Source organism: Pseudomonas sp. Eqa60 (assembly GCF_018326405.1).
In the GTDB taxonomy this organism is placed as follows: domain Bacteria; phylum Pseudomonadota; class Gammaproteobacteria; order Pseudomonadales; family Pseudomonadaceae; genus Aquipseudomonas; species Aquipseudomonas protegens.
Genome location: NZ_AP024342.1, coordinates 5,512,657 through 5,526,424, shown reverse-complemented (window position 1 = coordinate 5,526,424; position 13,768 = coordinate 5,512,657). Strand labels below are relative to the sequence as shown.

Genomic DNA, 13,768 nt, shown 5'->3' with positions numbered 1-13,768 from the left:
CCAGCAGGTAGTGACAGACTCCTGAAAGGGCAGGGCCCCTTCAGGAGATAAGGTTAGTCAGGAATCAGGACTTTTTGTCGTCAGCCGCTTTGTCGGTCGGGTTGGCGATCAGGGCCTTGAGCTCGTCGCTCATCGGGAACATCAGGTTCAGGCCTTTTGGCGGGATCGGCGACTGGAACCACTTGTCGTAGATCTTGTTGATTTCGCCCGATTTGTAGGTGGCGACGATGGCGTCATCCACGGCTTTCTTGAACGGGGCATCGCCCTTGCGCACCATGCAGCCGTAGATTTCGTAGGACTGAGGGGTACCGGTCACGGCCCAGTCGGTCGGTTTCTTGGCCTTGGCCATTTCACCGGCCAGCAGCGCGTCGTCCATCATGAAGGCTACGGCGCGGCCCGATTCCAGCATCTGGAACGACTCACCGTGGTCCTTGGCGGAGATCACGTTCATGCCCATCTGCTTGTCGGCGTTCATGGCCTTGAGGATGCGCTCGGAAGTGGTACCGGCGGTGGTTACCACGTTCTTGCCTTTCAGGTCCGCGAAGTCCTTGTAGGAAGAGTCCTTCTTGGACAGCAGACGGGTGCCGATCTCGAAGATGCCAACGGAGAAGTCGACTTGTTGCTGACGCTCGACGTTGTTGGTGGTGGAGCCGCACTCGACGTCCACGGTGCCGTTCTGCACCAGCGGGATACGGGTCTGGGAGGTGACCAGGTTGTACTTGACCTTGAGGTCAGGCATGTCGAGGTCTTTCTTGATCGCTTCGACGATTTTCAGCTGGATGTCGTGGGAGTAACCCACAGGCACGCCGGAAGCGTCAGCGATGTAGGAAAACGGAATGGAAGCGTCGCGATGTCCGAGGGTGATGGTGCCGGACTCTTTGATTTTCTTCAGTGTGCCGGTGAGCTCGGCAGCGAAAACTGGAGTGCTAATCAGAGCGGCAGCGATAGCTGCGCCCAACAGATGGGGAACGATGCGCATCAATATTTCCTCGACATTTGTTTTTTTTATGAAGCCAGTTCGACGGCTCTTTTATACAGCGAATGCCTTGACGGCTCCTGTTGTGTTGGCACGACAGGCATTCGTCGCACAGTGTAGAGCATGAGTCGTGCCAGACCCATTGATCATCGTCAAACCCTTGATTTTCAAGCCTATAGAATATTTATGACCTGGGGATTTCAGCGGCTGTATCCGGTTATCCGAACCCCTGCGGCTTCTCCATTCGGAAAACCGAACGTGCCCCTGCCATTGTAGGAGCCGGCTTGCCGGCGAAACGTTCAATCCTGCGGGCCCACAAAAAAGCCCCTGGACCTTCCGGTGCAGGGGCTTTGCTTGCCTATGTGGCTCAGGCAGCCTTGATCTTGCCGCGATTGTGCTCGACTTTCTGCAGATAATCCTGCAGTTGCTGCTGCTGCGCCTCGGTGGTGAACAGCCCGAGCTTGCTCCGGCGCCAGAGAATGTCCTGGGCTTTCACTGCCCATTCCTCGCTGCACAGGTAATCCACTTCGCGGGTATAGAGGCCGCCGCCCAGGTGTTCGCCCAGGTCGCTGAGGCTGTGCACGCCTTCCAGCAGGCGCCAGGTACGGCTGCCGTAGCTGGTGGCCCAGCGCTGGGCGATCTGGCTGGGTACCCAGTCGAACTTCTTGCGGATGGCTTCTGCCAGTGCCTGTGGCGTGCTCATGTTCTCGCCACCGGGTAGGGTGGCCTGGGCTGTCCAGCTCGGCTTGGCCTGCTTGAAGTACGGCGCCAGCTGCGCCATCGCCGATTCCGCCAGTTTGCGGTAGGTGGTCAGCTTGCCGCCGAACACCGACAGCAGGGGGGCTTCCTCGCCATGGCCGGAAAGGGCCAGGGTGTAGTCGCGGGTCACGGCCGAAGGGTTGTCGGATTCGTCATTGCACAGCGGGCGAACGCCGGAATAGCTGTGCAGGATATCGCTGCGGCTCAGCTGTTTCTTGAAGTGCGCATTGACCACTTGCAGCAGGTAATCGGTTTCACCTTCAGTGATCGCCACCTTGGCCGGGTCACCGGTGTATTCGCGGTCGGTGGTACCGATCAGGGTGAACTGGTTGAGGTAGGGAATGGTGAAGACGATGCGCTGGTCCTCGTTCTGCAGGATGTGCGCGTGCTCGCCCTCGTACAGCTTGGGCACGATCAGGTGGCTGCCCTGGATCAGGCGGATACCGTATGGCGACTCCAGCTTGAGGTCGTCCTTGATGAACTTGGCGACCCAGGGGCCCGCGGCGTTCACCAGGGCCTTGGCGCTGATGGAGAACAGGCTGCCATCGGCGCGCTCCAGCTCCAGTTGCCACAGGCCCTTGCTGCGACGGGCGCTGATGCAGCGGGTCTGGGTATGAACGTGGGCGCCGTGTTCGCGGGCGGCCATGGCATTGAGCACCACCAGGCGCGCATCGTCGACCCAGCAATCGGAGTATTCGAAGCCCTTGGTGATTTCGGCTTTCAGGGCGCTGTCGGCACCGAACTTCAGGCTGCGCGAGCCGGCGAGTTTTTCCCGCTTGCCCAGGTGGTCATACAGGAACAGGCCGGCGCGAATCATCCAGGCCGGGCGCAGGTGCGGCCGGTGCGGCAGGACGAAACGCATGGGCTTGACGATATGCGGGGCCTTGGCCAGCAGCACTTCGCGTTCGGCCAGGGCTTCGCGCACCAGGCGGAACTCGTAATGTTCGAGGTAGCGCAGGCCGCCGTGGATCAGCTTGCTGCTGGCCGAGGAGGTATGGCTGGCCAGGTCGTCCTTTTCGCAAAGGAACACGGACAGGCCGCGACCTGCCGCATCGGCGGCAATTCCAACACCATTGATCCCACCGCCAATGACGGCGATATCGTAAACCTCGGAAAGAGGGCGCGCGGGCAAGGTAGAAGTGGGCATCGACAGGCCTCGTGTTACTTTGATATTTGAATTCGAACATTAATGTTCATTTTCGAAAATACTAGCGCATAAAGATGCACGCATCCAGCGTGCTTCGATTGAAAAAACTGATCGAAGCAGCGCTAAAGGAAAGTTTTCGAACATTGTCGACGGGTAACTGTAGCCGCTGCTGTTGCCTTGGGCTGGATGGCGGGATCGGCCGCGGCGATTTCGAAAGCGATGAAGCGTCGAGGCTTGTCGTTCGAGCGCGGCCGGATCCGCAGGAGGGGGAGCAGTCAGACCACTTCGAGGCGGATCTTGTGCTGGTTGAGCAGTTGGGTCAGGGCCGGTACCGGTTGCTGGTCGGTGACCAGGCAATCGATCAGGCTGATGGGCCCCAGGCGGATCATGGCGTTGCGCCCGAACTTGCTGGAGTCGGCAGCCAGGATCACCTGCCGGGCATTGGCGATGATCGCCTGGGACACCCGCACTTCCTGGTAGTCGAAGTCCAGCAGGCTGCCGTCCTCGTCGATGCCACTGATGCCCACCAGGGCGAAGTCGACCTTGAACTGGTTGATGAAGTCGACACTGGCCTGGCCTACCACGCCGCCGTCACGGCGCACATTGCCGCCGGTGAGCAGTACGTCGAAATCATCCTTGGCGCTGAGCATCGAGGCCACGTGCAGGTTGTTGGTGATGATCTTCAGGTGGCTGTGATTGAGCAGGGCCCGGGCGATGGATTCGGTGGTGGTGCCGATATTGATGAACAGCGAGGCGTGATCGGGGATCTGCGCGGCAACGGCTTCGCCGATGCGCTGCTTTTCGTCGCGCATCTGGTCGGCGCGCATGGCGTAGGCGGTGTTTTCTACGCTGGAGTCATAGGCTGCGCCACCGTGGTAGCGGCGCAGCAGATTGGCTTCCGCCAGCTGGTTGATATCGCGGCGGATGGTTTGCGGGGTTACGACGAACAGCTGGGCCAATTCCTCGATGCTGACGTAGCCGCGTTCGCGAACCAGATCGAGGATTTGCTGCTGACGGGGAGGCAGATTCATGGGGCTTCCTTTGGGCTGCCGTGCAAAATTTGCCCATGATGCCGCAGGAATCCCCTCCCTACCAGTTACAAGCGGTTACCAATCCACGGCTTGGCTTATTTGGCCTCGTCGTGGGGTTCCCAGTCGCGGGTGCGGCTGACGGCCTTCTTCCAGCCTGCGTACAGGCCTTCTTTTTCCGCTTCCGCCAGTTGTGGTTCGAACTCGCGCTCGATCACCGCCTTGCCCCGCAGTTCTTCCAGGCTGCCCCAGAAACCGCAGGCCAGGCCCGCCAGGTAGGCAGCGCCCAGGGCGGTGGTTTCACGCATTTGCGGGCGTTCCACCTGGGTGCCGAGGATGTCGGCCTGGAACTGCATGAGGAAGTTGTTGGCCACGGCGCCGCCGTCCACCCGCAGGGCTTTGAGGCGTTCGCCGGAGTCCTGCTGCATGGCGTCGAGCACGTCGCGGGTCTGGTAGGCGATGGACTCCAGGGCGGCACGGATGATGTGGTCCACGCGCACGCCGCGGGTCAGGCCGAACAGCGCGCCACGGGCATAGGGGTCCCAGTAGGGAGCACCCAGGCCGGTGAAGGCCGGCACCAGATACACGCCGTTGCTGTCCTTGACCTTGCCGGCGAAGTATTCGGTGTCGTGGGCGTCGTTGATGATCTTCAGTTCATCACGCAGCCACTGTACGGTGGAACCGCCGTTGAATACTGCACCTTCCAGGGCGTAGGCCACTTCGCCACGGGGGCCGCAGGCGATAGTGGTGAGCATGCCGTGCTGGGATTTAACCGCCTTGTCGCCGGTGTTCATCAGCAGGAAGCAGCCGGTGCCGTAGGTGTTCTTGGCCTGGCCCGGCTCGACGCACATCTGGCCGAACAGCGCGGCCTGCTGGTCGCCGGCGATACCGCCGATGGCGATGCCGCTCTTGGTGCGGCCATATATTTCCGACGAGGACTTCACTTCCGGGAGCATTTCCCGCGGGATGTCCAGCACCTCCAGCATCTTCGCGTCCCACTCCAGGGTGTGGATGTTGAAGAGCATGGTGCGCGAGGCGTTGGTGTAGTCGGTGACGTGGGTCTTGCCGCCGGTGAATTTCCAGATCAGCCAGCTGTCGATGGTGCCGAACAGCAGCTCGCCGTTGCGCGCACGCTCGCGGCTGCCTTCGACGTTGTCGAGGATCCACTTGAGCTTGGTGCCGGAGAAGTAGGGGTCGGTCACCAGGCCGGTGGTTTCGCGGATGTAGTCTTCCAGGCCGTCGCGCTTGAGCTGCTGGCAGATCTCGGTGCTGCGGCGGCACTGCCAGACGATGGCGTTGTAGATCGGCCGGCCGGTGTTCTTGTCCCAGACCACAGTGGTTTCACGCTGGTTGGTGATACCGATGGCGGCCACCTGGTCGTGATGCAGGCCGGCTTGTGCCAGGGCCTCGACCATCACCGCGCTCTGGGTGGCGAAGATTTCCATCGGGTCATGTTCGACCCAGCCGGCCTGAGGGTAATGCTGGGCGAATTCGCGCTGGGCGGTGCAGACCACGTTGGCGTCGCGATCGAAAATGATCGCCCGGGAACTGGTCGTACCCTGATCGAGGGCAATGATGTAGTTCTTATTCTGAATGTCGGTCATGTCGATTGCCTTGGACGAAATAAGGGAGTGAGAACAGGCGCGCGATCGATTTGGGCAGGATCACGCGCCACTGGATTCAGGAAGCTTTGACTTTGCCTTCGGTGACCTGTTCGGCCTCCGGGGCGACAGCAGCGCTGGGCAAATGGCGGGCAATCAAGCCGCGATAGGCTGCAGCACCCAGGCAGGCGCCGAGGATCGGAGCGAAGATTGGCACCAGGAAATACGGAATATCACGGCCGCCGGTGAAGGAAATTTCACCCCAGCCGGTCACGAACGTCATCAGTTTAGGCCCGAAGTCCCGCGCCGGGTTCATCGCAAACCCGGTCAGCGGGCCCATGGCACTGCCGATCACGGCAATCAGCAGGCCGATCAGCAGCGGAGCCATCGGGCCGCGCGGCAGGCCATTGTTGTCATCGGTCAGGGACATGATCACTCCCATCAGGATGGCGGTGATCACCAGCTCCACAAGGAACGCCTGGGCAGTGGACAGCGCCGGGTTGGGGAAGGTGGAGAACACCGAGGCCAGTTCCAGGCTGGCCTGGGAGCCACGGACCATCTGGTGGGTTTGTTCGAAATCGAAGAACAGGTTGCTGTACAGCGTGTAAACCAACAGCGCCGCGCAGAAGGCGCCAGCGATCTGGGCGAGGATGTAGAACGGCAGTTTGCGCTTTTCAAAATCGGCGAACAGGCACAGGGCGATGCTCACGGCCGGGTTCAGGTGCGCGCCGGAAACTCCGGCGGTCAGGTAGATCGCCATGCTCACGCCGATCCCCCAGATGATGCTGATTTCCCATAAGCCGAAGCTGGCCCCCGCGACCTTGAGCGCGGCGACACAACCGGTGCCGAAGAAGATCAACAGCGCAGTACCCAGAAACTCGGCGATGCATTGGCCCGATAGCGACGGTTGTTGCAGAGCAGTTGTCATGTGAACCTCGATTTTTGTTGTTGTCTGGCGCTGCTGCAAAAGGCATGGAGCGCGACTTCAAACGAAGGCGGAATCCCCATTCCGACCTCGCCTTGCTACTGGGTACAACCTTGGATCTACCGCATGATATTCAGAAACGAAAAAATATAGACAAGAAACACCGCTGTCAAAGGTCGAAAGTGAACGGATGGTCATTTTATAGATATCAATCAAATGAATGATTCTGGGGCATAGTCGCGGGAACGACAGGCGTGGTTGCTTTCGTAGGCACACGGGCCGGTTATCAAGGCTTGGAATAGAGCCTTTTGCTGGTGAATGACCTAAAATTCGCGCGCTTGGTTTTGCCTTTTCATTCCTCGCCTGGAGCTGCCATGACCCCTGCACTGGACCTGCTGAAAAAAGTTCGCGCCGAACATCGCATCCACAGTTACGAACATGACCCCAAGGCCGCCTCCTATGGCCTGGAGGCCGCGGAGAAGCTTGATCTTGATCCTGCGCAGGTGTTCAAGACCTTGCTTGCCAGCAGTGAAAAGGGTGAGTTGCTGGTGGCGGTGGTGCCGGTCGTCGGAAGTCTTGACCTGAAGGCCCTGGCCCACGCAGCGGGCGTGAAAAAGGCTGAAATGGCCGACCCGGCTGCCGCCCAGCGCGCCACGGGGTACCTGCTGGGAGGCATCAGCCCGCTGGGGCAGAAGAAGCGCCTGCGGACCTTTATCGATAACAGTGCGCAGCCGTTCGCCAGCATTTTTGTCAGTGCCGGGCGCCGTGGCCTGGAAGTCGAGCTGGCGCCGGCGGTACTGGCCGAGCATACCCAGGCCAGGTTCGCCGATATCGGTCGTCCTTGAGTCGCAGCGGCTGCGGCTAGGGCCGCTGCTGTATGCAGGAAAATCCCGACTTCTGTGTCTGTCCCCCGTCGGGGGCCAGGGCCCATGCTGGGGGCCAGTTATTCACGGAGAAGGGATATGCAGCTTGAGTTTCATCAGGTAGATGCGTTCAGCGAGCGCCCGTTCGCGGGTAATCCGGCCATGGTTTACCGGCTTGAGTCCTGGCTCGATGACAGGCTGATGCAGCAGATTGCCGCCGAGCACAATCTGGCAGAAACTGCTTTTGTGGTGCGTGAGGCCCAGGGCTGGCGGATTCGCTGGTTCACCCCGGTGACTGAAGTGCCGTTGTGCGGGCATGCAACCTTGGCCACTGCCTATGTGTTGTTCGAGGTTTATGGCCAGGCCGCGCAGCGTATCGACTTTCTCAGCCAGTCCGGGCCCCTGAGTGTCACCCGTGAAGAGGGCCTGTTGTGGCTGGATTTCCCGCTGCGCAGCCCGAGCAGCCAGGCAGGGCGGGAGGCGGTGGCGCAAGCGCTGGGGGTTGAGGTCGTCGAATTGCTGGGGGCCAACGAGCTATTGGCCGTGCTGGAGTCGGAGCAGGCGGTGCGTGAGTGCCGGCCGGATATGACGGCGCTGGCGAAACTGCCCTGGCCCGGGGTGATCGTGACTGCGCGTGGGGAGCAGCACGACTTTGTCTCGCGCTATTTTGCCCCTGCCATCGGTATCGATGAGGACCCAGTGACCGGATCCACCCATTGCTGCCTGGCGCCTTACTGGGCGCAGCGGTTGGATAAGCCGCAGTTGAGCGCCTACCAGTGCTCTGCCCGAGGTGGCGCGTTGTTTTGTCGTCTGGAAGGTGAGCGGGTGAAGATCGGTGGGCATGCCCGGCTGATTGCCAGTGGGCAGTTGCATCTGCAATGACTGTGCTGGGTGTTTCGCCGGCAAGCCGGCTCCTACAGTGCGCTGTCGTAGGAGCTGGCTTGCCAGCGAAGACGGCTCAATGCGCGCTGCTGTAGCGGCGCACCCCTGAGTCGCTTTGCGGGATCTGCGCTGCGGTACTGCCCGAAGCCTGGAACAGCACCAGGTGTTCCGCCGCGACCCGGATACCCACGTCGGCGCCGACCTGATGATCGGCGTGGCTCGGGAAGATCGATTCCAGCTGGCTGCCGGTGGGCAGTTGCAGGCGATACAGGGTCGAGGCGCCGAGGAACGTCTTGCCCACGACGCGGGCTTTCAAGGCGCTGTCGGGGGCGTGGACGATGTCGTCCGGACGCAACAGCACATCCACCGCACCGCCGGTTGGCCAGGTGTAGGCACGGTTGCCCTGCAGCAAGCCGAGTTCGGTCTGTACCGATTCCGGGCTGCTCAACTGGCCGCGAATGAAGTAGCCCTGACCGATGAAGCTGGCGACGAAGGGCGTCTGGGGTTCGTGGTAGAGGTTGTACGGTGTGTCCCACTGCTCCAGGCGGCCTTCCTTGAATACCCCTACCTGATCGCTCACGGCAAAGGCTTCTTCCTGGTCGTGAGTGACCAGGATCGCACTGGTGCCACGGGCCTTGAGGATGTCACGCACCTCGTGGCTGAGCTTGCGTCGCAGTTCGCCGTCGAGGTTGGAGAAGGGCTCGTCGAGCAGCAGCAGTTGTGGTTCGGGAGCCAGGGCACGAGCCAGGGCCACCCGTTGTTGCTGGCCACCGGACAGTTCGTGGGGGAAGCGCTGGCCGAGGTTCTTCAGGTTCACCAGCTCCAGCAGTTCGGCCACCACCCGCTCTTTCTGCGGGTGTTTGCGAATGCCGAAGGCAATGTTGTCGGCCACGCTCAGGTGCGGGAACAGGGCGTAGTCCTGGAACACCATGCCGATCCGGCGTTTCTCCGGCGCCAGGGTGAAACCAGCGCTGGAGATGGTCTCGCCCGCCAGCTGGATTTCCCCCTCGTGCACCGGCTCGAACCCGGCGATGGCGCGCAGGGTGGTGGTCTTGCCGCAGCCGGATGAGCCCAGCAGGCAGCCGATATCCCCGGCATTGAGGTGCAGGTTGAGGTTCTGCACCACGCGTTGGTCCTGGTAGCCGCAAGCGAGGTTGCGCAGGTTCAGTAGCAAGGGCTGGCTCATGCGTGGTGGTACGCCGGCTCGACGAGGAATTCGAGCAGGGCCTTTTGTGCGTGGAGGCGGTTTTCCGCCTGGTCCCAGGCCACCGAACGCGGGTCGTCCAGCAGGTCGAGGCTGATTTCTTCACCGCGGTGGGCGGGCAGGCAATGCATGAACAGAACGTCCTCGGCGGCCAGGTCCAGCAGTGCACGGTTGACCTGGAAGGGAGCGAACAGTTGCAGGCGCTTGGCGGTCTCCTCTTCCTGGCCCATGGAGGTCCAGACATCGGTGCTCACCAGGTGGGCGCCACGCACGGCTTCGCGAGGGTCGCGGACGATGGTCACGCGCTCGCCGGCCTGAGCGACGAAGTCTGCGTTCGGCTCGTAGCCTTCAGGGCAGGCGATGCGCAGTTGGAAGTCGAACTGGATGGCCGCTTCTATATAGCTGTTGCACATGTTGTTGCCGTCGCCGATCCAGGCCACGGTCTTGCCCTGGATCGAGCCGCGATGCTCGAGGAACGTCTGCATGTCAGCCAGCAGTTGGCAGGGGTGCAGGTCATCGGACAGGCCGTTGATCACCGGTACGCGGGAGTTGGCCGCAAACTCGGTCAGGGTGCTGTGGGCAAAGGTGCGGATCATCACGGCATCGAGCATGCGCGACATGACGATGGCGCAGTCGCCGATGGGCTCGCCGCGCCCCAGTTGAGTGTCCCGTGGCGAAAGGAAGATGGCCTGGCCGCCCAGTTGGATCATGCCGGCTTCGAAGGACAGTCGGGTTCGGGTCGACGACTTCTCGAAAATCATGCCAAGCACACGATTTTTCAAGGGCTCGAAGAGTACGCCGCGGTTACGCAGGTCCTTCAGCTCGATGCCTCGACGAATCACACTGACCAGCTCTTCGGGCGTGCAATCCATCAGGGAGAGAAAGTGCCTTGCGCTCATCATTAACTACCTTTTTGCAACGGACCGCAGATTCTCAAAGCCTTGTTTAGTCGAACAACGGGCTGGACCTGCGGCGAAAGCCGCACGGGGCGACGAAATAGGGGAAGGCGCGATCTTATAATTAAATGTCGCGTCTTACCAATAGTAGTGCTACGGCGATTATGGGCATGAGAGGCCAGGACGCGAATGCGCTGGCACTTTTGAGACCAGTTTCCAGACAGCAGCCGGGCATTTGTACACTGCCCCGGCGCGCCTTGGCAATCGAGCGCGGCGCGGGTGATGCCCATGCAGTCGTTTTCTGACCTGGAGGGCGGGGGCTGCGTCCCGGATAATCCGCGGGCTGGCAGCCTGAAACATTTCCTAATGCAAAGTGCTGAGGTTATAAAGGCGAATCAGTGGCAGGGACGGGTGAACGATGGAATCCAGGGAGCAACAACTGATGACGCTCTTGGGGCTCACGGCCCGGGCACTCACCGACATGACAGCTTCGGTGACGGCGTTTTCCTTCGAGCTGCTGCGCAGTGAAGATCCTGTGACCCGAGCGGCCGCGCGCAAGATGATCGACCGGATGATGAGCCTCAGTGCAGGCCTGGACGAGCATTGGCGATTGCTCGCACAACTCTCGGGTGGCTATGGAGAGCGGGAGGCCGTGGATGCAACCACCCACGTCTCAGCGGATGGGCCGCCACGGTTGCCCTCCAACTGAAGGCGCCGATCATGGCCGGGGCTGATGGCCGTGAATTCATGGGACGAACGTCACTGGTGTCCTGTCAGGGGAGCGCCCATAGTTTTTGCTTCCGGCAAGCGAATACGCTGCGCTCTCAGACAATAGAGACTGGCCATGACCAAGACTCTCCATCACCGTGCCTGCCACCTGTGTGAGGCCATCTGTGGCCTGACCCTGGAAATCACTGAAGAAGACGGCAGTGCTCCGCGCATCAGCTCGATCAAGGGCGATCCTCAGGACAGTTTCAGCCGCGGTCATATCTGCCCCAAGGCCGTGGCCTTGCAAGATATCCAGAATGACCCGGACCGCCTGCGCCAGCCGGTGCGCCGGGTTGGCAATGAGTGGCAACCGATCGAATGGGACGAGGCCTTTGCCCTGGTGGCCGAGCGGCTGGCGAGTATTCAGCAGCGTCATGGCAACAACGCGGTGGCGACCTACCAGGGCAATCCCAGCGTGCACAACTATGGGCTGATGACCCACAGCAACTACTTTCTCGGCCAGCTCAAGACGCGCAATCGCTTCTCGGCTACCTCGGTCGACCAATTGCCTCAGCACCTGACCAGCTACCTGATGTATGGCCACGGTTTGCTGTTGCCGATTCCGGATATCGATCACACCGATTTCATGTTGATTCTTGGCGGCAATCCCCTGGCGTCCAACGGCAGCATCATGACCGTTCCGGATGTGGAAAAGCGCCTGAAAGCGATCCAGGCCCGTGGCGGCAAGGTAGTGGTGGTCGATCCGCGGCGCAGCGAAACCGCGGCCATGGCCGACCAGCATCTGTTTGTCCGCCCGGGGGGCGATGTCGCGCTGCTGTTTGGCCTGCTCAACAGCATCTTCGAAGAGGGGCCGACCCGCGACAGTCACTTGCAGGTGGATGGGCTGGCCGAGGTGCGCCAGGCCATATCCCGGTTCACGGCGGAGGCCATGAGCCCCCTGTGCGCCATTGCGGCGCCACAGATCCGCCAACTGGCCAGGGATTTCGCCTCGGCCGACAGAGCGGTCTGCTACGGGCGCATGGGCGTCTCGACCCAGGCCTTCGGCACGCTGTGCCATTGGTTGCTGCAATTGCTCAACCTGGTCACCGGTAACCTCGACCGCGTGGGTGGCGCCTTGTGTACCAGCCCCGCGGTGGATCTGGTAGCGGCGACTTCGGGCGGCCACTTCAATGCCTGGCAGAGCCGGGTTTCCGGGCTTCCGGAATACGGCGGCGAGTTGCCGGTGTCGGCCCTGGCAGAAGAGATGCTCACCGAAGGGGAGGGGCAGGTACGGGCGCTGATCACGGTGGCGGGCAACCCGGTGCTGTCCACGCCCAATGGCCGGCAGCTGGAGCAGGCGCTGGATGGCTTGGAGTTCATGCTCAGCATCGACCTGTACATCAACGAAACCACCCGCTATGCCGACTTGATCCTGCCGTCCACCTCGGCCCTGGAAAATGATCACTACGACACCACGTTCAATCTGTTCGCGGTGCGCAATGTCAGCCGTTTCAACCGGGCGATCCTGCCCAAGCCCGAAGGTGCACTGCACGACTGGGAGATCTTCGTCGGCCTGGCCAAGGCCTTTGCCGAGCGCACCGAAAGCTCGCTCAAGCCGACTATGGCGCCGGCGCAAATGATTGATATGGGGCTGCGTGCCGGGCCTTATGGCGACGCCTCGCCGTTCAAGCTGTCATTGGCGACGCTGGCCGAGCATCCCCATGGCATCGATCTGGGGCCGCTGCAGCCGAATCTGGCCGGGCGCCTGAAAACCGAAAACCGGCGGGTCCAGGCTGCGCCGCCGGCGATCATGGCCGACCTGGAGCGCTTTGCTGCCCTGGAGGCGCCGCAGGAGGGGGAATTGTTGTTGATCGGCCGCAGGCATGTGCGCAGTAACAACTCCTGGATGCACAACTATCACCGCCTGGTGAAGGGCAAGCCTCGTCACCAACTGCTGATGCATCCGCAGGATCTGGCTCACCGGGGTTTGCAGGACGGTCAACGGGTACGCATCAGTTCACGGGTCGGCGCGGTGGAAGTCGAAGTGCTGGCCAGCGCCGAGATGATGCCGGGGGTTGTGAGCCTGCCCCATGGCTGGGGGCATGGGCGTCCGGGCGTGCAGATGAACATAGCCACGGAGCAGCCGGGTTGCAGCGCCAATGACCTGACCGACGAGCGCCAGCTCGATGTGCTGTCGGGAAATGCGGCGTTGAACGGGGTGCCGGTCAGGGTGCAGGCGGCCTGAGATGTCTGTCGGAGAGGCCGAGCAGGGTGCTCAGGATTCCGTTACAATGCGCCACCGTGCCGACAACAGAGTCGGAAAGTTCAGCCGAGGTGTTCCATGGATATCATCGAAACTATTAAAGAGCAGATTGCCAACAACACCATTCTGCTTTACATGAAAGGCTCGCCGAATGCCCCGCAGTGCGGCTTCTCTGCCAAAGCCGCTCAGGCCGTAATGGGCTGTGGTGAGAAGTTCGCTTACGTGGACATCTTGCAGAACCCGGAAATTCGCGCCAACCTGCCCAAGTACGCCAATTGGCCAACCTTCCCACAACTGTGGGTGGCCGGTGAGCTGGTCGGCGGCAGCGACATCATGGCTGAAATGTTCGCCAACGGTGAATTGCAGAGCCTGATCAAGGCCGCTGCCGAAAAAGCCGCTGCCAAGACCGAAGCGTAAAGCGCGCCTGCTCGCGAGGGTTTCCGGGAATCGACATGCTACTCGTGTGATTCTCGGAAACTTGCGGCAAGCACTCTGCTTCGGTTTGTTACGCGAACA

The 13,768-nt window shown here is 61.4% G+C and carries 12 protein-coding genes; 5 read left to right on the top strand and 7 right to left on the bottom strand.

Translation table 11 applies throughout. From position 1 onward, the window contains the following. Window positions 1-64: 64 nt before the first annotated feature. From KI242_RS24885 to KI242_RS24865, 5 genes are all read right to left on the bottom strand, one after another. Window positions 65-979 carry a glutamate/aspartate ABC transporter substrate-binding protein gene (locus tag KI242_RS24885; protein ID WP_011063125.1) on the bottom strand — a complete coding sequence of 305 codons (915 nt, stop codon included), beginning with the start codon at window positions 977-979 and terminating at the stop codon, window positions 65-67. A gap of 364 nt (window positions 980-1,343) precedes the next feature. Beyond that, the gene (glpD, locus tag KI242_RS24880) at window positions 1,344-2,882 is read right to left on the bottom strand and encodes a glycerol-3-phosphate dehydrogenase (protein ID WP_015636824.1); all 1,539 of its coding nucleotides are present in this window, start codon (window positions 2,880-2,882) and stop codon (window positions 1,344-1,346) included. Between the two features lie 275 nt (window positions 2,883-3,157). Next, entirely contained in the window at window positions 3,158-3,913 is a 756-nt protein-coding gene (locus KI242_RS24875; protein ID WP_011063123.1) for a DeoR/GlpR family transcriptional regulator, read from the bottom strand. A 95-nt stretch (window positions 3,914-4,008) separates the two neighbouring features. Further along, window positions 4,009-5,514 carry a glycerol kinase GlpK gene (glpK, locus tag KI242_RS24870; protein ID WP_019093252.1) on the bottom strand — a complete coding sequence of 502 codons (1,506 nt, stop codon included), beginning with the start codon at window positions 5,512-5,514 and terminating at the stop codon, window positions 4,009-4,011. A 76-nt stretch (window positions 5,515-5,590) separates the two neighbouring features. Beyond that, window positions 5,591-6,439, bottom strand: a complete 849-nt coding sequence (locus KI242_RS24865; RefSeq protein WP_015636822.1) for an MIP/aquaporin family protein — start codon at window positions 6,437-6,439, stop codon at window positions 5,591-5,593. 371 nt (window positions 6,440-6,810) lie between these two features. Here KI242_RS24865 and ybaK point away from each other — a divergent pair, with 371 nt between their 5' ends. Together ybaK and KI242_RS24855 are read left to right on the top strand one after the other, a co-directional pair. Further along, complete coding sequence (gene ybaK, locus KI242_RS24860; protein ID WP_011063120.1) at window positions 6,811-7,281, top strand: Cys-tRNA(Pro) deacylase; 471 nt, start codon at window positions 6,811-6,813, stop codon at window positions 7,279-7,281. Between the two features lie 117 nt (window positions 7,282-7,398). Continuing rightward, complete coding sequence (locus tag KI242_RS24855; protein ID WP_212805630.1) at window positions 7,399-8,181, top strand: PhzF family phenazine biosynthesis protein; 783 nt, start codon at window positions 7,399-7,401, stop codon at window positions 8,179-8,181. A gap of 76 nt (window positions 8,182-8,257) precedes the next feature. On the opposite strand, the gene KI242_RS24850 is transcribed toward KI242_RS24855, so the two are convergent. Then, entirely contained in the window at window positions 8,258-9,367 is a 1,110-nt protein-coding gene (locus KI242_RS24850; protein WP_053153523.1) for an ABC transporter ATP-binding protein, read from the bottom strand. Then, window positions 9,364-10,284 carry an ornithine carbamoyltransferase gene (argF, locus tag KI242_RS24845; RefSeq protein WP_011063117.1) on the bottom strand — a complete coding sequence of 307 codons (921 nt, stop codon included), beginning with the start codon at window positions 10,282-10,284 and terminating at the stop codon, window positions 9,364-9,366. The genes KI242_RS24850 and argF overlap by 4 nt, the downstream gene beginning before the upstream one ends. Before the next feature lie 415 nt (window positions 10,285-10,699). On the opposite strand from argF, the gene KI242_RS24840 reads away from it, so the two are divergent. The 3 genes from KI242_RS24840 (at window position 10,700) to grxD (ending at window position 13,669) form a co-directional block, all read left to right on the top strand. Continuing rightward, window positions 10,700-10,990, top strand: a complete 291-nt coding sequence (locus tag KI242_RS24840; RefSeq protein ID WP_015636818.1) for a hypothetical protein — start codon at window positions 10,700-10,702, stop codon at window positions 10,988-10,990. Window positions 10,991-11,125: 135 nt separating this feature from the next. Continuing rightward, on the top strand, window positions 11,126-13,234 hold the full coding sequence (locus tag KI242_RS24835) for a molybdopterin oxidoreductase family protein (RefSeq protein WP_212805629.1): 2,109 nt from the start codon (window positions 11,126-11,128) through the stop codon (window positions 13,232-13,234). 96 nt (window positions 13,235-13,330) lie between these two features. Next, a complete protein-coding gene (gene grxD / locus KI242_RS24830) occupies window positions 13,331-13,669 on the top strand; it encodes a Grx4 family monothiol glutaredoxin (RefSeq protein WP_011063114.1) in 339 nt (112 codons plus the stop codon). The last annotated feature ends 99 nt before the right edge of the window (window positions 13,670-13,768 follow it).